Genomic DNA, 24,496 nt, shown 5'->3' with positions numbered 1-24,496 from the left:
GGTGGTCTACAATGCTGTTGGCAGCAATACTGCGATGCCTGCGGCGGGCGTAGCCATCGGTGGCTTGGTGGATGGACAGGAATATTACATCATTGCCGTCGATAATCAGACAATTCAGTTAGCAGCCACTTCTGGCGGTAGTGCCATTGATATTACTAGTGCCGGAAGTGGATTGCAACAATTGCGCGAAGTTTATGAGTTTGCAGCTACAAACACCATCCGCGTAGACCTCCAGCAAGACCTAATTTACTTTAGCGCTCCCCACGGTTTTGCCAACATCAGTACGGTGCATTACGATACTGGTAATAATCCGCCCATTGGTGGCTTGGAAAATGGTAAGAACTACACAGTGGAGGTGGTAAGTCCAACGGCAGTGCGTTTGCGGCAGCAAATCGGTAGTCAAGTAGTAAATTTGACCTCCGATAGTACAGGGCAACACACATTACGATCGGTTGTCAAAGTTTCCAGCGCTGACAGTAGCAACGGTGGAATCAACATCGTCAACGACACTATCGTTTTTGCTAATCCACACAACCTGGAAACTGGCGATAAAATTCAATACTACCGTCCTTATCGAGGACAAGCAGTTGGTGGTACTCTCGACTCTCTGCTGACGAAACCAGATGTTTATACTTACAACGTACTTAAGATTAGCGACACCGAAATTAAGCTTGTCAGTACCTCTACGGGGAATGTCATTGACCTAACTAGTGTAGGAAGTGGACTAAACGTCGTCACATTAATTGAGGGAGTTGCAGGCGATCGCGACCACCTCACCTTCCAAACTGCCTCTAATATTCAATTTATCAACAGCACAACCATTAAGCTGAACTACGACCACGGTTTAACTACCGGACAAACCGTAACCTTACAACTTGACCCTGGTGCAGCTTATCCGAAGACACCGATCGCTGGTTTGGAGGCTGTTGCCTACTCTACGCAACCAAAAGTTTATGATGCAGCATACAACAACATTTATTATGTCAAAGTAGCGGCTAATGGCAATCTGCAATTTGCCAAGACAGCAGAGGACTTAGCAAACAGCAACTTTATTACAATTCAAAAGCCTGTCTATTCAGGTGGTAAAGCCGGCTCAGGATTCCGCCTAATGCCCACTTGGAGTTTTGGGGCGGTTTCTCTCCCAACAATGACTGAGCAATTAGGTACACCCCTCTCCTTTGCACCCCAGAACCAGATTCGAGTTGATGTCGAGAGAAACGAGATTCTCTTATCTACCCCAATAAATCTGAAAGTCGGGGAGGCGGTACAATATCGCACTGGTGGTACACAAGCGATCGGCGGTCTGGTGGATGGGCAAACCTATTATGTCATTAGTAACACAGGCACAGCCCTGAAATTAGCTGCTACCCCAAGTGGCACAGCCATTGACCTCACCGCAGGCGGAGGCGCTGGGAGTCATAGCTTTATCCGTGCGGGAGTGGAATTCCTCACCAATAATGACATTGCTCAACAACGCCGAGATGCTGCTGTCGCTTTAGAAGAACGCCTCAGCCAGGATTTAGGCATACAGGTGACACTGAAAGCTGGAAATGCCACTTCTAACAATAACCTGACGGCAACCACTGCTGAAATTGCCGCAGGTCGTCAAGTTAATTTCCGCGAGATTGCTGTTACCTATAACGAACAGCAATTAGAAAGCACTAAAATTCTGGCTGGTATCACCAATGGCTACGCCTTCATAGGTACAGGGTTGGGAACTGCTGAAGAAACCGGGGTCAAAATCACAGATACCGATTTGGGGTTGGCTCTTTACAAGACCATTGATTATTCTAAACCAACTTCTGAGCAAGACCAGTTCACCTATGCTCTCGCAGCCTCTGGTAGTGCCGCAATTGTGGGAGTTAATGGGCTGACATTAAGCGGTACAGCACTCCTAGAAGTGAACCGCACAGGTAAAGCAGTTGATGAAACCATCTCTACACCAGGTGGTGAAGTCCAAATTGCCTATGCCAGCAGCGAAGGTAACATTATTCGGACAACGGGACGCCTCGATTTAGCAGTGGATGGCGCAGTCGTCCTCTCCGGCGATTTCGGCATTCAACAGACGGCAGACACCCTGTTAATTGGAGCCACCAATGTCTCTGCTTTCATGGGTAGTAATGGCGCAGGTATCCAGGTTAGCGATGCCGAACTGGGTTTAGTAGTTTACATTGGCAGTAGCGGTTCTACTTATGCTTTGCAAACATCTGGTACTGCGGCGATCGTTGGCGTTAGCGGTTTAACTCTTAATGGTAGCGCCACTATAGAAATCAACCGCACAGGAGCAGCCGTTGACGAAACCATCTCTACACCAGGCGGTTCTGTGGATATTGCCTACACTGCTGATGAAGGTAATGTAACTCGCGCTGTTGGCAATTTGGAAATGAACGTTGCCGGATTTGCCCAACTTTCCGGCAACTTTGGTTTCGAGAAGAATGGTAACACCCTGCGCGTGGGTGCAACTGATGTTGACGCTTTTGTGGGCAGCAACGGTACAGGCTTGCAAGTCAGCGATGCCAACCTGGGGTTAGTAGTTTACACCAGCAGTAGCGGTTCTACTTATGCCCTTGCAGCCTCAGGGGCGGCGGCAATGATCGGCATTAACGGCTTGACTATTGATGGGAACGTGACTCTACAAGTCAACCGCACAGGTAAAGCAGTTAACGAAACAATTTCAACAGCGGGTGGAGATGTCACCATCGAATACACTGCCAGTGAAGGCAATCTCACCCAGGCAACAGGTACATTAAACCTCGATATTGCTGGATTTGCTAGCCTTTCCGGTAACTTCGGTTTCAGAAATAATGCTGGCGTTCTGGAAATTGGGGCAACTAACGTCAACGCTTTCCTCGGAGCGAATGGCACTGGTCTGCAAGTCAGCGATGCTAGCTTGGGTTTGGTGGTTTACTCTGCCGATAAAACTTATGCCCTCTCCGCTTCCGGTACAGCGGCCTTGGTTGGTGTAGCTGATATCACTCTCAATGGTACTGCAACCCTGGAAGTCAACCGTACTGGTAGAGCAGTAAATGAAACAATTGCCACGGGTGGGCAGAATGTAGCGATCGCCTACTCTGCGACTGAAGGCAACTTCACTCGTGCTGTCGGTAGCCTAGATATGAATATTGCCGGATTTGCCGAAATATCAGGCGATTTTGGCTTTGAGAAGAATGGCGACACTCTGCGCGTGGGTGCAACTAAAGTCGATGCTTTTGTCGGTAACAATGGCACTGGTTTGCAAGTTAGTGATGGCAAATTGGGTTTGGTACTTTATGCCGATCAAACCTATGCCCTCTCTGCTTCTGGGACGGCGGCTTTGGTTGGTGTAGATGATATCACTCTAAGTGGTACTGCAACGCTGGAAGTCAACCGCACTGGCAGAGATGTTAATGAAACAATTGCCACAGGCGGGGAGAATGTAGCGATCGCCTATACTGCTGATGAAGGTAACTTAACCCGTGCTGTCGGTAGCTTAGACCTAAATATTGCCGGATTTGCCGAAATATCAGGCGATTTTGGCTTTGAGAAGAATGGCAACACTCTGCGCGTGGGTGCAACTAAAGTAGATGCCTTTGTGGGTAACAATGGCACTGGTTTGCAAGTTAGCGATGGCAAATTGGGTTTGGTGCTTTATGCCGATAAAACTTATGCCCTCACCGCCTCCGGTACAGCAGCACTACTTGGTGTAAATGACTTAACCCTCAGTGGCACAGCCACCATAGAAGTCAACCGTACTGGTAGAGCAATAAATGAAATAATTGCCACAGGCGGGGAGAATGTAGCGATCGCCTATTCTGCTGATGAAGGTAACTTAACCCGTGCTGTTGGCAGTTTGGAAATGGACATTGCCGGATTCGCCAAACTCTCCGGTGATTTCGGCTTTGAAAAGAACGGTAACACTCTGCGCGTGGGTGCTAGAGATGTCAATGCCTTTGTAGGGGCTAACGGAACAGGCGTTCAACTCAGCGATGCGAATCTTGGTTTGCTGGTTTACACCGACAGCAAAACCTATGCAATGGAAGCTTCTGGTACAGTTGCTTTGGTTGGCGTGAATGATATAACCCTCGCTGGTAGTGTGGCTTTAGAAGTCAACCGTACTGGTAAAGTGGTAAATGAAACTATTGCCATGCCGGGTGACGATATCCAAGTACAAATTGGCACAGCTGATAACGTCACTCGCTTGATGGGGACTGCAACCTTAGATGTAGGGGGATTTGTAGTATTGAGTGGTGCGATCGCAGTTGAAAAAACAACTACCACCGAAAACAATATCACTCAAACTCAACTGCTGTTAGGACTTGCGGATGTTAATGCTTTTGTTGGTAGCGGTTATGGCACTGCTGGTGCTGTAGGTGTGCAATTAACTGATGGTCGTATAGGTCTGGTACTGGAGCAGCAACGAAACAACAGCACCAGTGAAACTACTCAAAATTATGCCCTGATGGGTAGCGGTACTGCTGGAATAATTGGCATCAAAGACCTGGCTCTAAGTGGCACATTAAATGTCGCTATCAACCGGATGGGTCGCCCTGTAGATGTCACAATTGACACGCCATCTGGAGAAGTTGCCGTCAAGTTTGATAATGCAGCAGAAATCACAACTCTATCGGGTGTCGCCACTCTGGATATTGCCGGAGTCGTTCAAGCTTCTGGTCAACTTGGCTTCGAGAAAATTAGCACCACAACAGGAGATATAACCAATACCAAGCTACTGGTCGGTATGGCTAATGCCAGTGCCTTTATCGGTGCTGGTGGTGGGACAGATAGTGCATCCGGCATTCAGTTGAGTAATGGGAATCTGGGCTTGGTAGTTTACTCAGAAGCAAATCAAGCTACTCTACAAACTACCAGTACCTATGCAATAATCTCCAATGGTGCAGCATCTCTGCGTGGCGTAGACGAATTGACAATGGAAGGTACTCTGGCAGTGCGCGTAAACCGGACTGACAAGACGGTGAACGAAACTGTAAACGTGGGTAATGGACAATCGGTGGCGATTGTCTTTGACGAGAACCAAAAGAATCAACTACGTGTAGAAGGTACAGCCCACCTAAATGCAAATGGTAATATTGCCTTCGGTGGTGAGTTCTCAATGGAATTGTTCACCCTGCAAACGCCAGGGGCGATAGGTCAAGCAACTAATCCCAACATCGATGACTTGACGCTGACGAAGCATCAAACCAGCATTAACGAATCGTTGTATCAAGACTTACGGGCACAACTAGCTGCGAAAAAAGCCAGTCTAGATGCAGAAAAATCCACTGTCAAATCTATCAGCGCCACAGTAGACGGGTTTGCTTTCAATGAAGACCGAGTGGATATCCAGCGCGATCGCTTGGTGATGGATCAACCTCATGGTTTAATCACAGGTGAAAAGGTGATTTACTCACCTGGTGCGGGTAATCAAGTAATTGGTGGACTAGTCAGTGGTCAGGAATACTACGTTATTAAAGTAGATGACCAGACACTGCAATTAGCTTCGACAGTAGGCGGTCAGCCAATTGATCTAACCAGTGCCGGCAGTGGAGCGCAGCATCTTCAGGAAGTAATTGAGTTTGGTGCAACCAATTCTATTAAGGTCGATTTGGAGCAAAACCTGATTCTGTTTGACAATCCCCACGGGTTGACTAACATCAGCCGTGTGCAGTATGACGCAGGGCAAAATGCTGCGATTGGCGGACTGGTGAATGGCAAACAGTATACCGTACAGGTAATCAGCCCTACAGCCGTGAAGTTGCGTGAATTAAATGGCAGTGGTGTAGTAGATTTAACCTCAGATAGTTTGGGCAATCAGTCCTTGCGTCCAGTCCTGGTGATGGAAACGCAGAATCAGCTGAATGTTGACCTGGAACAAGACCGGATTCTCTTCGCCAATAATCATGGACTCACCACTGATACATTAGTGCGCTACACAGCACAAGGTAATACTGCCATTGGTGGACTGACAGATGGGGCATTGTACTATGTGAAGTCCCTTAATGCTAAGACCATTCAACTGAGTGACACCAAAGGCGGTACTGCGATTAACCTGACTAGCGATAGCCTAGGTAATCATTCTTTAGCACCTGTCAATGAATTTGGGGCAGAAAACAGCCTGCGAATTGATGTCGAGCAAAACCGGATCATTTTCAGTTCCTCCCATTCCCTTAACGAAGGAGAAAGTGTACGCTACGAGGCGCAGGGTAATCGCGCTATTGGTGGTTTAAGCGATCGCGCCCTTTACACAGTTCATGTGATCGACGGCAACACCATCCAATTGCGGCAAGGCAATACGGTGGTAGACTTGACCAACGACAGCTTAGGCGAACACGCCTTGGTTCCGGTGTTGACCTTTGCCACAGAAAACGGTTCTGGTAGCGTCAACATCAATGACGAAACCATTACCTTTGTGGGATCGCATTTCCTTCAAACCGGGGATAAGGTGCAATACTACCGGACGCTTGATGGTAGCCGTCCAGTTGGTGGCACTTTTGATGGACTTTACACCAACCCTGACGTTTATACCTTCTATGCCATTCGGGTGAGTGATACAGTCATCAAACTGGCAAAAACTCAAGCCGACGCCTTAGCCAATAACTCCCTAAACCTGACCAGTGCTGGAAAGGGATTGCAAACACTGACTTTAGTAGAACGCGCCAATGGCGATCGCGATCATCTCACCTTTGAACTAACCTCTACTTTGTCTGCCAGTGGTACAACAGTCAGCCTCAACTATAATCATGGCTTCCAGACTGGACAAGGTGTAGTACTTCAACTCGATTCTACCGATTCCTCTCCCAGTTCTCCCCTCAGCGGCATCATTGCCGATGCTTACACTTCCCAAGCGCGGGTCTATCGTCCAAACGAAGAAAAAACTTACTACATCAAACGCATCTCTAATACTCAGTTTCAGTTGGCAGAAACACTCACCGATCTAGCCAATGATAATTTTATTGATATGTCAAAAGTGGCAGGTGGCTCTAGATATCGCTTCATGCCCACCTACCACTTCAGCCCCTCTGGGAAAACGGTGATTGATGTCCAAAATGACCAAATCATCATTGATTCTGGGCATGGTCTTAGCGATGGTACTCAAGTGAAGTATGAGGTGGGTGCAGGACAAACTGCCATTGGTGGTTTGAGCGCAGGTGCTACTTACTACGTCAAACGGGTAAGCGACACAACGATTCAACTCAGCCAAACACTGGGCGGTGCATCTCTAAATATCACGAGCGATGGCCAAGGTAATCACCAATTTACTCAGGTTGCGACCACCTTTGAGGCAAAAAACCGCCTGCAAGTTGATCTCAGCCGTGACCAAATTTTCTTCTCAACGGCGCATGGTCTAAAGGATGGTGTGGCTATTCGCTACGAAATCGAGCCAGGTGAAACAGCAATTGGCGGATTGACTGTAGATAATACTTACTACGTCAAAGTTATCAACAACACGGCAATTCAATTAACCACTGCTAGTGGTGGATCTGTCGTCAACTTGACTAGCGATGGCTCTGGTATCCAGCGACTCACGCGCACTGCTACTAATTTCCAGGCGCAAAATACATTGCGGGTGGATGTCAATCAGGATCGGATTTTGTTTGCCTCAGCCCATCGTTTAGCAGATGGATCTGCGATTCGCTACGAAATTGACCCAGGTCAAACTGCCATTGGTGGACTGACTGTAGGTAATACCTACTACGTCAAGCGGATTAGCGATACTGCTATTCAACTGACCGCTACATCCGGCGGCACAGCCATAAATCTCACCAGTGATGGCATTGGCAACCATCGCCTCGTACAAACTGGTGCAGCCTTTAACGCAGATAATCAGCTAGCTGTTGATGTCGCAACTAATACTATCATCCTACCAAGTCCGGTGAATTTGAAGGTGGGTGAGGCGGTGCAATACCGGACAGGTGTAGCTCAAGCAATTGGTGGGTTAGAGAATGGCGCGACCTACTATGTCGTGAGTATTCAGGGAACTGCCTTGCAATTAGCCACATCTGCCAAAGGTACACCAGTTGACCTGACTGCTGCCGGTGGTGCAGGCAACCATAGCTTTGTGCGGATGGGTGTGGAATTCCTGGCTAACAATGACACAGCCCAACAGCGTCTGGCGGCGGCTGTTGCCCTCGAACAACGCCTTAGCAACGACCTTGGTGTTACCGTTAATCTAAATGTCGGCAATTCTACCTCCAGCAACGAGCCGAATGCAGACCAGGGAGCGATCGCTACAGGTCGCCGCGTCAGCTTCCGGGATGTGACGCTGACTTATGACCAACAGCAGCAAGAGAAAACCAAGTTATTAGCTGGTATCACCAACGGTTACGCCTTCATGGGCACGGGTTACGATACACCGGAGGAAATGGGGGTCAAAATCTCCGATATCAACCTTGGTCTGGCTCTCTACAAGACTATCGACTACACCAAACCCCTAACAGAGCAAAGCAAGATGACCTATGCTTTGGTGGGCGATGGTCAAGGAGAAGTTGTTGGCATTGCAGATTTAACCCTAGAGGGTCGGCTGGCAATTCAAGTCAACCGTACTCAACGGGTTGTCGATGAAACTATTACCACTCCCGGTGGAGAAATTCAACTAACGCTAGATAATCCGGCTGATATTACCCAGATTCAAGGAACAGCTACCCTGAATGTGGCAGGCGCATTGGCTGTTTCTGGTTCCTTTGGTATCGAACAAACTAGCACCACCGTTAATAACGTCACAACTACAAAACTGCTACTGGGAGCCACCAATGTCACAGCCTTTATGGGTGCGGGCTATGAGAGTGACAATCCCATTGGCGTGGCATTGAGCGACGGCACATTGGGCGTGATAATGCAGCGCCAGGGTACAGATCCTGCCACCTATGCCCTGCAAGCCTCTGGTACTGCCGAATTGTTGGGTGTGAAGGGAGTCACCCTGAGTGGCACAGTAGCGATCGCAGCTAACCGCACAGGTGCAATCGTCAACGAAACCATTGACACCCCTGAAAGCAAAGTCACCATTAACCTCGGTGCAGACGAAGGTAAGTTGACTCCCAAAGCTACTGGCACGCTGAACCTGGGAATTGACGGTTTCGCCGCCCTTTCTGGCAGCTTTGGAATTGAGAACACTGCCGAATCCCTCCGCATTGGTGCAACCAACGTTAACGCCTTTGTTGGGGTAAATAGCGCAGGTCTGCAAGTCAAGGATGGGGAACTGGCGCTGGTGGTTTACACCGGTAAAACTATCTCTGGTTACGCCCTAGAAGCCAGAGGTAGTGCGGAATTGGTCGGCGTGGATGGGCTAACCCTGAGCGGTAGCGCCACCGTGGAAATTAACCGCACAGGTAAAGCTGTTAATGAAACGATTGTCACACCGGGCGGAACAGTTGCGATCGCCTATGATGCTTCAGAAGGCAATATCATGCGAGTTGTCGGGCATCTCGATACAGAGATTGCCGGATATGCTAGCCTTTCGGGAGACTTTGGCATTCAAAGAACTGCCGATACGCTGTTGGTAGGAGCAACCAACGTTAACGCCTTTATTGGTGCAAATGGCGCAGGGCTGCAAGTCAACAATGCAGAATTGGGACTTGCTGTTTATACCAATGGCGCAGCTTCCACCTACGCGCTGCAAGCCAGAGGTAGCGCAGAGATGGTAGGGATTGACGGGCTGACTTTAGATGGTACTGCCACCTTAGAAGTCAACCGTACTGGCAGAGCAATTAGCGAAAAAATTGCTACTGCCGATGGAACTGTAGCGATCGCCTACACCAGTGACGAAGGCACGCTAATGCGCGCAATTGGCACACTGGAGATGGATGTGGCAGGATTCGCGCAACTCTCCGGTGACTTCAGCTTTGAGAAAAAGGCAAATCAACTGCGAATTGGGGCGACAAATCTCAACGCCTTTATCGGCGCGAATGGAACAGGGCTGGAAGTTAAAAATGCCACTCTGGGACTGATTGCCGATACTACTAGTAAGACCTATGCCCTCACCGCCTCCGGTACTGCTGGTATGGTGGGCATTGATGGTCTGACTTTGGATGGAACCGCCACAATCGAAGTCAACCGCACAGGCGGCGCAGTCAATGAAGTGATTGCAACGCCGGGTGGAGATGTGGCGATCGCTTTTGATTCCACAGCCGGAAACGTCACGCGAGCTTTTGGTAACTTAGAACTAGATGTAGCCGGATTCGCCCAACTCTCCGGTGAGTTTAGTGTAGAAAATAATGCAGGTAAACTACGTGTTGGTGCAACTCATATCAACGCCTTTCTGGGTGCGGGTGATACGGGGTTACAAGTTAGTGATGCCAACCTCGGTTTAGTCGTCTACACCGGGAATAAAACCTATGCACTCGCAGCTTCCGGTACGGCTGCTTTAGTCGGTGTCAACGATGTCACCTTAACGGGAACTGCCACAATCGAAGTCAACCGCACAGGCGGCGCGGTCAACGAAACTATCACTACACCAGGCGGTAATGTCAATATTGTTTATACCGCCGATGAAGGAAACCTGACGCGCGCGTTGGGTAGTCTTGAACTTAACTTTGCTGGATTTACCAAACTTGCCGGCGATTTTGGCATTGAAAAGAACAATGACACTCTCCGCATTGGCGCAACGAATGTTAATGCTTTCTTGGGAGCAAATGATACTGGGCTGGAAGTTAAGAATGCCAATGTCGGACTAGTGATGTACTCTGGTGGCAAATATGCCCTCGCCGCCTCCGGTAGTGCGGGTATCGTCGGTGTCAACGGCTTGACCCTCGATGGTAGTGCTACTCTAGAAATCAACCGTACAGGTGGAGTTGTGAGCGAATCTGTTGCTACCGCAGGTGGTGCAGTGGCGATCGCTTTTAACGCCAACGAGGGAAATGTTACACGAGCAGTCGGTAATCTCAATATGGATGTGGCTGGATTTGCCAAACTCTCCGGCAACTTCGGCTTCGAGAAGAACGGTAACACTCTGCGCGTGGGTGCAACGAAAATCAACGCCTTTGTAGGCAGTAATGATACAGGTTTGCAAGTCAGCAATGCAGAACTTGGGCTGGTAGTCTACTCAGATACCAAGACTTATGCCCTCGCCGCTTCTGGAACAGCGACAATGGTGGGCGTGAATGGACTGACCTTGACGGGAACTGCCAGCTTGGAAGTCAACCGTACAGGTAGCGCGGTAAACGAAACTATAGTGACATCGGACGGTAGTGTTGCGATCGCCTACACCGATGATGAAGGCAACATCACACGGGCGATCGGTTCCCTAGAAATGGATGTGGCTGGATTTGCCAAATTCTCTGGTGAATTTGGCTTCGAGAAGAATAACAATATCCTCAAGGTAGGGGCAAGGAAAGTTAATGCCTTTGTCGGGGCAGGCACTACTGGAGTTGAGGTAAGCGATGCTGCACTTGGGCTAATAGTTTACACGGATACGAAGGGCTATGCTTTACAAGCGTCTGGTACAGCCGCCCTCGTTGGCGTCAATGATGTCACTCTCACAGGCACAGTGGCAGTGGAAGTGAACCGTTCCGGTCGTGTAGTTGATGAAGCGATCGCTATGCCCGGAGATGACATCCAGGTGAAGTTTGCGTCTGGGGATAACGTCACCCGCCTTTACGGTACTGCCCGATTAGATGTGGGAGGCTTCGTCAGCCTCAATGGTGATATCGCTGTCGAAAAGACAGATTCTAGCAGTGGCGGTGTCACAAATACTCGCCTGCTGTTGGGCGTAGCCAATGTGAACGCCTTTGTGGGTGCAGGCTACGGTACAGCTAACGCGATGGGTGTACAACTCACCAATGGTAAATTAGGGTTGCTAATTGATCGTCAATCTGATGGGACAACAAACACCACCGGATATGCCTTAATGGGCAGTGGTGAGGCGGAACTCACGGGCATTCAGGATCTCGCCCTCAGTGGCAACCTGAATGTGGCCATCAACCGTATGGATCGAGCAGTCGATAGCAGTATCCTTACGCCTGGTGGGGCGATCGCTGTGAAGTTTGCTGATGGCACTTCTCTTCAAAGCGTCACGGGTTCAGCCTCCCTGAATATTGCCGGAATTATCCAGGCTACTGGTAGTTTGGGAGTTACCAAGACCAGCAGTACTGTTGGTGATGTCACTACCACCAAACTGAATCTGGGAATTGCGGATGTCAGCGCCTTTGTGGGGGCTGGTGGCGCGGGTATTCAGTTGAGCGGTGGTAATCTGGGTTTGGTTACTTATTCTGAAATTAATAAAACAGCTGGCACATCCACCACTAGCTTTGCTCTGAATGCCAGTGGTGCAGCTAGCTTGGTTGGTGTAGATGATTTGACGCTGGAAGGCACTTTGGCTGTACGCTACAACAGCACTGGCAAGATAGTGGAAGAAACTGTCAACGTGGGTGGTGGTAAGTCTGTTGAAATCAGCTTTAAGGAAGGACAGGAGAACCAGCAGCGAGTTGAGGGCACTGTTCACGCCAACGCCGCCAACGCTGTAGCCTTCGGTGGTGAGTTCTCGATGGAACTGTTCACATTGCAGACACCGGGCGCGCTGGGACAATCCTCTAATCCAGTGTTAGATGAATTGAAGCTTCAGAAGAATCAAACCCTGATTAGCGAATCCCTCTATCAACAATTGCGGAATCAACTGGCGACAGAAACAGCCCGTTTAGATGAGAAAAACGCCACAGTCAAAGCCATCTCCGCAACGGTAGATGGTTGGGCGTTTAATGAAGATCATGTAGATGTAGTAGGCGATCGCTTAATCTTTGATAATCCGCAAAACCTCAAAGATCAAAAGGTCGTCTACCGAGTTGGCAGTGGTAATACAGCGATCGGTGGTTTGCAAGATGGACAGGAATACTATGTCCTTTACGTCGATGACCGCACAATTCAACTCTCGACTACTCAAAATGGTTCTGCGATTAACCTGATTACAGCAGGTAGTGGCGTTCAGCAATTGCAAGCAGTGGTGGAATTTGCTGCAACTAACTCCATCAAGGTGGATGTTAACCAAGAACGCCTGTTGTTTAGCGCTCCCCACGGTCTTAAGGATGGTAGTTTAGTTCAGTATGACGCTGCACAAAATCCGGCGATCGGTGGTCTGGCTGCCAATGCGTTATACAAAGTGGAGGTGATTGATGCTACCACCGTCCGCTTGCTCGATAGAACAACCAATGCGACGATCAACCTTACCTCCGACAGTATTGGCAACCATGCCCTGCGTTCAGTCACATCAATGGATACGCAGAATACCCTACGAATTGATACTGTCAATGAGCGGATATTCTTCCCCACTAGTCATGGCTTGATCAACGGTGTGCAGGTACGCTACAGCGCCCAAGGCAATTCTGTGATTGGTGGTTTGGTAGATGGCGAGTCTTATTATGTGCGCTCAGTGACACCGAATAGCCTGCAACTGAGTGCAACCAAAGATGGGGCGATCATCAACCTGACCAGTGATAGCGTTGGCGATCACTCCCTCACGCCAGTTAAGAACTTTGATGCTGATAATCAACTGCACATCGATACTGACAACGAATACATCATCTTCTCAACGGCTCACGGGCTGCAAGAAGGACAAATCGTCCGCTACGAAGCTAAGGGTAATCTCCCCGTCGGTGGCTTGGCAAATGGAGATGAGTACTTTGTTCACGTCATCGATGACAAGACGATCCAACTTAAGAGAAATGATGAAATCATTGACCTGCTTTATGACAGTGCAGGAGATCATGCCTTAATTCCGATTGTCAGTTTCCCAACTCAAAACGGTTCCGGTAGTGTTGACGTGGTGAATGAGACAATTAAGTTCTCTAACAAGCACTTCCTAAATACTGGTGACAAGATTCAATACTACGAGCCGCAAGATGGATCTGCAATTGGCGGTACCTTTGATGAGCTAATTACTAATACAGTAATTCACACCTTCTATGTCATCAAAGTTGATGACATGACGATTCAGTTAGCTAGTAGCCGTGCGGAAGCATTAGACCAGAATGCCATCGACTTTACCAGCACTGGTAGCGGAATGCAAACCATGACACTGGTTGAGCGTTATGACTCCAAAACGCAACAGGCTGGCGATCGCTTCCTCTGGCACTATTCTAAAGAGATCAAGGCGGTCAACGGCACTACCATTGAGTTGGAATACGACCCCAGGCTGCAACTTGGACAGGCGGTTGTTCTGCAACTCAAACCAGATAGTGGTGCTAAAACGCCTATTGTCGGTTTAGACGCAGATGTTTATTCCGAAAATCCCCAGGTTTATCATCCTACAGAAGATAAGACCTACTTTGTTAACGTTAACAAGTCTAAATTAACTGGCAAAGTCCGGCTGCAATTTGCCGAAACCCTAGCAGATTTGAAGGCAAAGAACTTTGTTGATGTATCTCCGGTTTTAAGTAAGACTGGCTTCCGCTTAATGCCAACTCTACACTTTGGCGGCGGCGGTGCGATGGTGGTAGATGTGCAAAAAGACACAATCATCATCGATTCTGGTCACGGTTTGAGTGATGGTGCAAAGGTACGTTATGAAATTAATCCAGGTGATACGGCAATTGGTGGTTTAAATACCAGCAGCATTTACACTGTGAAGCGGGTCAGTAATACAGAACTGCAACTGACCAATGGTGCAGGTACAGTTGTCAACTTGACTAGTGACGGTCAAGGTGAACACCGCTTGGCCCTTGTAGCCGCCACCTTTAATGCTGAGAACAAGATTCAGGTAGACCTGGTTGAGAATCAGATTTTGTTCTCAGCCAATCATGGTTTGAAGGTAGGCGATCGCATTAATTATGAAGTGGATGCTGGACAAACTGCCATCGGTGGACTGATTGCCAATCAAGACTATTTCGTTCAGTGGGTTAACGACACAGCCATCCGACTCTCTGCTACTGCCGACGGTTCGGTGATTGATTTAACCAGTGATGGTCAAGGTATCCAGCGATTCACGAAAGTTGCAACAGTTTTCTCCACACAGAATACCATTCGCGTTGATGTGCAGAATGACCAAATTCTGTTTGCCAATGTTCATCAACTCGATAATAATACTCGCGTTCGCTACGAAATTGATCCAGGTGAAGTAGCGATCGGTGGTCTCCAATCTGGACAATTCTACTACGTCAAACGGATCAGTGATACCTCGGTTCAACTTAGCTTGGCTGAGAATGGAACTGCGATTAACCTCACCAGTGATGGACGTGGCGATCACCGTCTGGTGCAGGCTGACTTTAGCTTTGTGCCGCAAAACACCATCACCATTGATGTAGAGAAAGAGCGGATTATTCTGCCCAAACCCGTAGATTTCCAACTCAACGAACGGGTGCAATATCGGGTAAGTGGTGGACAGGCGATCGGTGGTCTGGAAAATAACGCTACCTACTACGTTGTGGGGATTAATGGTGGTTCTCTGCAACTGTCCCTGACCAAGAATGGTGTTGCTGTGAATCTCACCTCAGCCCCTGTCACAGGGAACCATAGCTTCGTTCGCCTCGATGGTTTTAACTTTGCCGCCAATAATGACATTGCTGAAGGACGCCGCGCCGCCGCGATCGCCCTGGCTCAACGCCTCAGCAACGACCTCGGTGTCACAGTCAACCTGAGTGCCGGCAACGCTACCTCCACCAATGACCTACCCGCCGCCACCACAACCGTTGACGCTGGTCGCAAAGTCAGCTTCCATAATGTACAAGTCACCTACGACGAGCAGCAGTTGCAAACTACTAAGCTGTTGGCGGGTATTACCAACGGCTACGCCTTCATGGGAACAGGTTACGATACTGATACAGAAATAGGTGTCAAAATTACCGATATCAACCTTGGTCTAGCTCTCTACAAGACCATCGACTACAGCAAACCCCTAACAGAGCAAAGCAAGATGACCTATGCTCTCGTTGGGGAAGGTGCAGGAGCATTAGTCGGTATCGATGATGTCACCATCGAAGGTACTTTACAAATAGAACTCAACCGTACTGGCAAGGATGTTGATGAAATAATTATTACGCAGGGTGGGCAAATTAACCTGGAACTGGATGCCGCCAACCTCACCCGTGTGGCAGGAACTGCTAACCTGAATATTGCTAATACCATTGCCCTCTCAGGGAAGTTTGGCATTGAGCAGACAACTGGCAAATTGCTAATTGGTGCAAAGGATGTCACAGCATTCATTGGTTCAGGCTACGAAACCCCTAACGAAATGGGAGTCAAGCTCACCAATGGCAGCTTGGGTATGGTACTGGAGACAGGAACTAACTCCACCCCCGCGAAATACGCCCTAGAAGCTAGCGGTACAGCCAGCCTTGAGGGAGTCACCGGACTGACCCTAGAAGGCACGATGAAGGCGCGAATCAATCGCATGGGTGAGGCTGTGAATCAAACCATCACCCTGGCAGATAGCGAGACAGTAGCGATCACTTTCAGTGAACAAGAAGCTACTCTGACCCGCGTTGAAGGCACTGCTCACTTGCAAGTCGCAGGTGTCTTAGAGGCTGAAGGTAGCGTTGCTCTGATCTTAGGTGATCCTCTCCCCGATGGTGGTCGAACAATTGAGATCACTGCCGCAGATGTCTCTACTTTCGTTGGCATCGGTGCAGATACTCCTGATAACGGAGAAGACGACATCGGCGTGAACCTGAGCAACGCCAACTTCAGCTTGACTGTCAACACGGACGATACTTACAACTACACCATCGACAATGCACAAGTTTCTTTAGTCGGCCTTGATCTGTTTAAGTTCTCTGGGACAGCAAGTGCAAAAGGCGATCGCAACAATGTTAGTCTCCAATTGGATGAACTGAATCTGTCGATTTCCGACTATGCAAGCCTCACTGGTAACTTTAGCTTTAACGTTAGCTCTACAGATGGCACTCAAGTCATTGAGTTGGGTACTGTAAACGCCTCTGCCTTTGTTGGCATCGGTGCTAGCACCCCAGATAAGGCCGATGATGTCGGTTTAGAATTGAGTAATGTCAACGGCACGGTACAAATTAGAAAGTCGCCTCAAGGTCAAAGTGCCTTTGCCTACTCAATGTCTGGGGATGTGGCTTTATTTGGCGTCAACGGTTTGAGCCTTGGCGGTCATGTCTCTGCTCAGATGAATCAGACTGGTGTTGACGTCACATTAGGTGGTGTGACCATCGCTACAGGAGTCAACCAAGTTAGCGGCACAGGCTTGAACCTCAGTATTGCCGACCTCACTACCCTCAGTGGCGATCTTACCTTCAACATCCGCGAGTCCGATGGGGCAATGCTAGCGGCTGGTAAAAACTTGTCTGCGACTGTCAATCTTGCGGATGGTCTGTCGGGCAGTTTGAGTGATGGTACTTTGGGACTGGTCATGTACGGTGGTGGACTTTATGCCCTCCAGGGAAGCGGTAAAGCTAACTTGGCACTAGGAACTGATTTACAATTTACTGGCGATTTAGGTATAGAAGTTAACCGTACAGGTAAAGTTGTCGATGAAAAGATTCAAATCGGCAACCAAACATTAGTAGTTAACTTTGTTAGCGCCAGCAATATTACGCGCTTCAATGCCTCGAACTTAGATATGATACTAACTCAGAGGATTAAAGATGCTCTGATTAGCGGTGCCGATAAGTTAATCGACCTGAAAGGTAGCTTAGTACCTCAATACAAAGAAGATGGCACACTCATTTCCGAAAGCTTGTTGTCTAAATCACTGCCAGGTACTAATGCCACCATTGATAGTATTTTGGGTATTAGCACTTATCTTTCCCTTGGAAATTCGATAAAGGATTATATTTCGCCTACCCCTGCTAACCAAACCACTCCACAAACCCTACAAGGGTTAATCAAACAACTACGAAATGTTTGGTTACCAACTCTACCAATCGCTAAAGGGCTTGATTTTGTTATTGGTCAAAGTGGTTTCTCGTTGTCTTATGCAAGCGATAGCGAATTCAAACGCAATATCGGTTTATCACTCGACCAAGAAGCGAATCTATTTGGTCTGGAATTGGAAGGTCAAGCAAATATTGAGTTTGGCGTTAAATTAGGTATCGATTTTGACCTGAGCTTCGACTGGAAGGAATTTACTTCTAAATTTGACCTCAATAAGCTTTCCTTTAAGGCGACTGCTGCGGCAAAAGATATAGTTCTGGGTGGTTACTTTGGGCCGGTTGGTTTAAGCATCGGTTCCAATGAAGTTGGTAAAGAGAAAGGTACGGCAACCTTAAGCCTTGGTGGTGGCATCTCCTATGTAAATAGCGAGTTTCAAGTCACTACCAACGACAACCGCATTGATGTTGTCCTCCCCGTATACGCGACTTTGGCAGGTAACGATTTATCGGGTGGAGCAGCACCAGCCAAGGCATATCTAGAAGGTCAATTATTTGGCGGTACGGGCGTTAAATTCCGTCACGAGAACTTTGATAAACTGCTGAATTTCCGTAACTTCGGCATTGGCGATGTGCTGGTAATGTTCAAGGATTTGGTGGGCTGGGCGCAGCAGTACCGTGAATATGACATCATGCAAACGGAAATTCCGTTTGTGGATCTCTCGCTTGGCGGTGTTCTTGACTTTGCAACTGCTATCAACGATAAAGTTCTTTCGAAGATTGATTTTTATCGCCCACGGGTTGATTTGATGTCGGGTATAGGCGCCAGCATAACTGGCGGTAAGCTGACGGCATCGGGTGCGAACTTTGGTAGCAATTTAGCAGGGAAGTTTGTAACAATTAATGATACCTCCTACCAAGTTAAGTCGGTAGAAAATAATACAACTATTGTTATTGATGCTGCTAGCGATATCAGTATCGCCAGCAAGGACTTTGTGATCCACGAGAAACGCCAACTTCTACGCACTTACCAGGAATTGATAGTAGCGATTAATAATTCTGGTATCCTGCCGTTGAGTGTGCCTTTAACTTATGACCCAATCAAGAATGAGCTTGTAATACCGTTTAGCTTCCGCAAAGACTTACCGGTGCTGAACGACCAGCAGCTAAACTTGGGACTTGATTTGGGTGATGTTGCATCGCTTTCCACCAATGCCAAGACCTCAATTAACGCTGGTGTTGATGGACGCATGGATTTTGTCATTAACTTTGGCAATACTCCTGGAACTAAAGGCGTCAATTTATATATCGACAATGTTGAACTTAATGGTAGAGCTAGCCTAGAAGTCAAAGATTTAGAAATAGCGGCGAAGTTAGGTTTTGTGGGCTTAAAAGCAGGCGGAATTGGTACAGATTCTGGGGTAAGGATGGCAGCGACTGTCTCAACCGGGCTAGACCGTGACCCGAATACAGTTACTCCAGGCGATCGCCGCTTTAGCTTTAGTGACCTAATGAGTGGCGACCTCTTCAAATCCTTCTACTTCAAGTTGGACGGTGATGCCCAAGCCAAACTCAAGGGTATCAAGGTAAATGGTGGTTTTGGCGATATCTCCATCGCGCCAAACGCCGAACTATCGGTCTACGTACCTACACTTACTAAGTTCAAGAGCGGTGTCCAAACTGTAAACCAGCCAGTTACTCAAGCATTCGATCTCAACGCTGCGATCGCCAGTGGTAAGGTTAAAAACGAAGGCATTATTGTAGTAATGCCCGATGTCTCTGATCTACTCAGCCTCAAGAACCTAAATTTTGAGACAATTATCATGGGTGTGCGGGCTGGTATCGACTTTATGAGCGATTCTTTAGCAAATGAGTCGTTCTACAGTACACCAATTCCAGTTATTAATCGCTCGTTAAGCGAAACCTTTACTTTCCTCGATAGTCTAGCTGCCAAACTAGAAATCGCAGCGAAAAACCCTGCTGGTATGGTTCAGGAAGTTGAAAATACGATCGAATCTGCCCTCGGTATTAGCGATGACAACACCTTAGCTGCCGACCAGCAGAAATTCTCTCTCTCCCTCAGCAATGGTGCCTTAAATATCCGCTTCAATTGGGAAGCACTATTCTCTGATAAATTCGATTTCAACCTTGATTTAGATACCTTTAAGCAGCTATCAGGTAGTGCTGGTGCGGCAGCACTAGATGCGATTGATGCCCTCGCAGACCTTAAAGGTGGTGGTAAGCTAACCCTAGAAGCGATCGCTAAACTCAACTTTGATATTGGCGTTGACCTTGACAGTATCCTCAAAGGCGACCCCAAGATTTTCCTCCGGGATTATAATGCCCAAACAGGTAAAGGCACTCATGCCCAAATTGGTGCCCGTCTTGTTGGTACCGGACTCGATTTAGACTTCAAGGCAGGCCCAATCAACATTGGGATTAATAACGGTACTGTTGTACTTGATGCTGATGGTAAAGTTGATACCAAGGACTACGCAAGTCTATTAGTTGCAATTGACCAACAAGCAGGTACGTTAATTGACGACGGATTATTCTACATTGGTAAGGAATCCTTCAAGGACAACTTACAAGCCAAACTGACGGGCGGCTTTGATATCAACTTGCCAGTACGCATAGAAATAGCTGGAGTTGATATCAAACTCAGCCCAATCGAAGTTAAAACCAACCCTGTCTACGGCGACCAAGGCTTAGTACAACTGTTCAAACACCTGGCGAAATCTGCCGATAAGGGACAGCAAGACCCCCTCATCATGAGCTTCCCAGATATTCGTGGCGAGTTTGAAAAACTGGGCGGTCAATTCTCACTCCTTGGCTTAATCAACGACCCATCGTTTATTCTTGATAGCGTCGATACAGCCGTGGGAACCCTAGAGGATGTCCTGAGTTCAAACCTAGCTCAGGATATCCCGTTGATTGGCGATAAATTAGGTGACGCAGCTTCATTCCTACGGGATATGCGCCTGGGTATTTTGGGTGATTTACGTAGAAAATTGAGCGGCAATGGTAAGGCGATCGAATTTATCCGTGAAACCCTGTACGATATTCTTGGCCCTAATAAACTCAAGATCCTACTCGACACCAATAAGGACAACCGCATTTCTGTCGATGATGTCATGGTGGGTTGGTATGACAAGCTCGGCAACTTGATGCAAAACTGGATAGTTGGCGGTGCCCTACCAACTGGAGCAGATGCAATCCAATTTGATATGGATTTGGGTGGGAATTTAGTCGGTACAGGTGTGAACTTACCGCTCAATTTCAGTATTCCTGGCTTTAGTCTTGATATAAATGGTGGTTTTGCACTTGATATTGGCTGGAAATTTGACTTCGGCTTCGGCTTTAGCCTCCAAGACAGTTTCTATCTTGCCACCAACAAAGATGGTAGTAAGCCTGAACTAGAAGTTGGTATCAAGGCTTACTTAGACGGTAGTCCCACTGATCCTAATGTCATCACTCCTTTCAGCGGAGAAGGTAAGTTGTTGTTCTTCAAAGCCAACATGAAGGATAACAACCCAGGTGGTAAAGCTAGCGGTATATATGGTGGATTATCTCTCGACCTCAAAGGTGACAGTCGCGGTCGCATGGCGCTAGGACGTATTCTCTCCGGTCGCACCAAAGACCTATTTGGTGTCAGTTTTGGAGTCGATACCAAGTTAGATATCGGCATGACCTTAGAAATAGATGGTGCGAAGGGACTGCCAAAAATAGGTGCTGACCTAGAATTTAATTGGAGTTGGCAACTGGGTCAAAAGATGATGGCTCCCAGTTTCGGTCTGCGCGATATGCGGATTGACATGGGCAGTTTCGTTAGTGACTTCTTGACACCTATCGCTGAGAAAGTCCGCGATGCCCTCAAGCCAATGGAGCCACTCATTGATGTCCTTGATGAGAAAATAACTGGTTTAGATAAGATTATTCCTGATGACCCCACCCTCAAGGGATTAATCAACAAAATCATGGTGCTGAAGGGTCGCAAGCCGATTGATTGGAGCTTCATCACCGAAGCCAAGCAAATGCTTAAGTTGGTAGATCAAATAGCTAGCTTAAAAACAGGTGAATGGCTCCCCTTGGGTAGCATCATGGGACTGGGTACTAACAATGTACAAACTGTAGCCGCGACAAATGTTCCCCAATCCACCGAAGTTGACCAATTCCTCGCCGCAAATACCCGTCAGGCTGGCTCTGTAAACTCTAGTTCTGGTACGAATAAGACACCACGCTCTGGCTTCCGAATTATGGAGTATATCAAAGATATCTCCAATTGGAAGAATATTTTAACCGGGGGAAGCGCAACACTATTTACCTACGAGCTACCTTTATTAGAGTTTAGCGCCGACTTTGATGCACTTTTAGCAGTGATTCCCTTAGTACCCACTCCAGCTACAGTTAATATTTCTGCAAAAGGCAGCTTTAGTGCCAAGGCTGATTTAGGCTTTGGTTACGATACCTCCGGTATTCAAAAAGCAATTAAATCCAAAAACCCGCTCGATGCTTTTGATGGCTTCTTCCTCACAGACTTTACTATCCCCACGCAGAAAGGTGTGAAGTCACAAGAAAAGGATGAGTTTACTGTTGAAGCTTACTTAGGTTTAGAAGCGGCTCTGGCACTAGCTATCCTGGAGGCAGGTGTCGGTGGCGGTATTAAGGTGAAGATGGGTGTTGATTTGCAGGATATCTCCAAACCCAAGCTAACTAAGGATGATTTAGGGTTTGTGACGAACCAAACCTGGGAGAGTGATGGCAAGATTCATCCTTCGGAAATTGCCACAATGTTCAGCTACGATCCCAAAGGTGATGGCAAAGCTGGGGGACTTGAGAACTTGGCAAACGTCAAGACCGAGGTAAACTTGTTGATCAATGCCTTTGTAGACCTGAATCTACTTGTCAGCAAGAAACGTATCTTAAACGTTAAGTTGATTGACGCTAATTTGCTCACCCTGGAGTATAAGGCGCCTAATGTACAGCCACACTTGGGCAAAGTCGAAAATGGTGTGCTGTACCTCAATAGTGGTAGCCGCTCCAGCCTCCGTAAATATGGCGACATTACAGATAGAAGTGAAACTTTTACCCTGTATGGTCAAGGTAACACGGTTAGCGTTGAATTCGAGGATTACTATCAGACCTTTGAAGGTGTTACTAAAGTTGTTGCTGATGGTGGCGCAGGTGATGATACCTTCGATGCATCTCGGTTGTTTGACATTGGCGTTGAGTTTACTGGTGGTGCAGGCAAAGACAAACTGATACTCGGTACAGGCGGTGGTATCGCTGACGGTGGCGATGGTGATGACGTGCTTGATGCATCGGTTTCATGGCTTCTTGACACTAAAGATGCTCGTTATACAAGCTACCGCAACACCTTCAAGGGTGCAACGTTGATGGGTGGCATCGGCAGAGATAAATTAATCGGTAGTATTGCTAACGATGTGCTGCGTGGTGGCCTTGGCATTGATAATCTCTCCGGGGGCCAAGGCAATGATACTTACTTATTTGAGGATGATTTTGGACTTGATAGGCTCAACGACAGTGAAGGTAATAATACCTTAGACTTCTCGCCTGCAACTAAACAACTCAATGCCACTGTCAATGCCCGTGGCTTTGCCGTTACTCAAGGTGAAGGAAACGAAATTAAGGGTAATTTGACCTTCAATCGGCTGGTTATGGGCGGCGGTAATGACCTGGTAAACATTACAGACTTTGGCGATCGCACTATCTTCATTGACGACAAAGGCGGTAACGATACCTACTTCGTGCGGTTGGGTCGAGCAACTGGTTCTGGTGCTGATGGCATCATTAATCTCAACGATACCGTAGGAGATTTTGATGAAGTAATCGCTGAACAAATGATGAAAGATGCGATCGCTCTTAACCAAAACCAGCTTCGCAACGGTCGTGAAATTCTCAACTATACCAGTGGCTTAGACCGTCTCACCCTTATTGGTCGAGCAGGCAAGGTCGAGGGTACTAACATTCTCGATTTTGGTAGCAATGTTACCTTGAACAACACTGACAACAATGGTGTCTCTCGCAACAGCACCACAGATGTTAGGGTGGTTGCTTCCCAGGCTAACTTCCAAAGTCAGATTAACGCTGATGCGATTATCGTTGAAACCCTCAAGAATATCACAGTCAGCAAGACTCTCAACGCAGTCCAAAATGGTTACGTAGATTTACGTACTTACGGTGATAAGTCGAATATCCTCATTGAGTCTAATATTAAAGTTTCCACAGGCGATAGCGAAGACGGAAAAGGCAACGGTTGGGTACGGTTGATAGCCGCCGATGGTGCAATTATTAATTCCAATGCCTCCAGCATTATTGGTAGCGATAGCCACCTAATGTTGAAAGCGAAGAATGGTATTGGCAGCGACAAAGCCGCTCTATTAACAGAGGTTGGAACATTAACTGCTGCAACATCGCTTCACGGAACAGGCGGCATTGTAATTGAAGAAGCCGATAGCCTGAAACTAAGCAATTTAGAGAAGACAGCAACGATTGTTAACGCGGGATTAACGATTCCTCAAGTTAGCGTTACACCTACTTGGATGCAGAACAACCAATGGGTAACACAGCTAAGTGACGACTGGCGAGGTTTGATGACAGATGGTAATGAACAGTATGCAGTTGCTGCTGGTAATGGCAACGCTTCTGTCACCCTCTTAGCTGAAGATTCTCTCCTTACTTTAGTAAGCGGTACTAGTACCGACGCACAGCAGGGGCAGAGATTGTCCTCACTGCCGATGACATGA

The 24,496-nt window shown here is 47.8% G+C and carries 1 protein-coding gene; it reads left to right on the top strand.

Annotation, left to right across the window (positions count from 1 at the left end; genetic code table 11):
• The first annotated feature begins 1 nt into the window (after position 1).
• On the top strand, positions 2–24,496 hold the full coding sequence (locus tag ANSO36C_RS04770) for an autotransporter outer membrane beta-barrel domain-containing protein (protein WP_251958611.1): 24,495 nt from the start codon (positions 2–4) through the stop codon (positions 24,494–24,496).

Source organism: Nostoc cf. commune SO-36 (genome assembly GCF_023734775.1).
In the GTDB taxonomy this organism is placed as follows: Bacteria; Cyanobacteriota; Cyanobacteriia; order Cyanobacteriales; family Nostocaceae; genus Nostoc; species Nostoc commune_A.
This window is presented reverse-complemented; position numbering and strand designations above follow the sequence as displayed.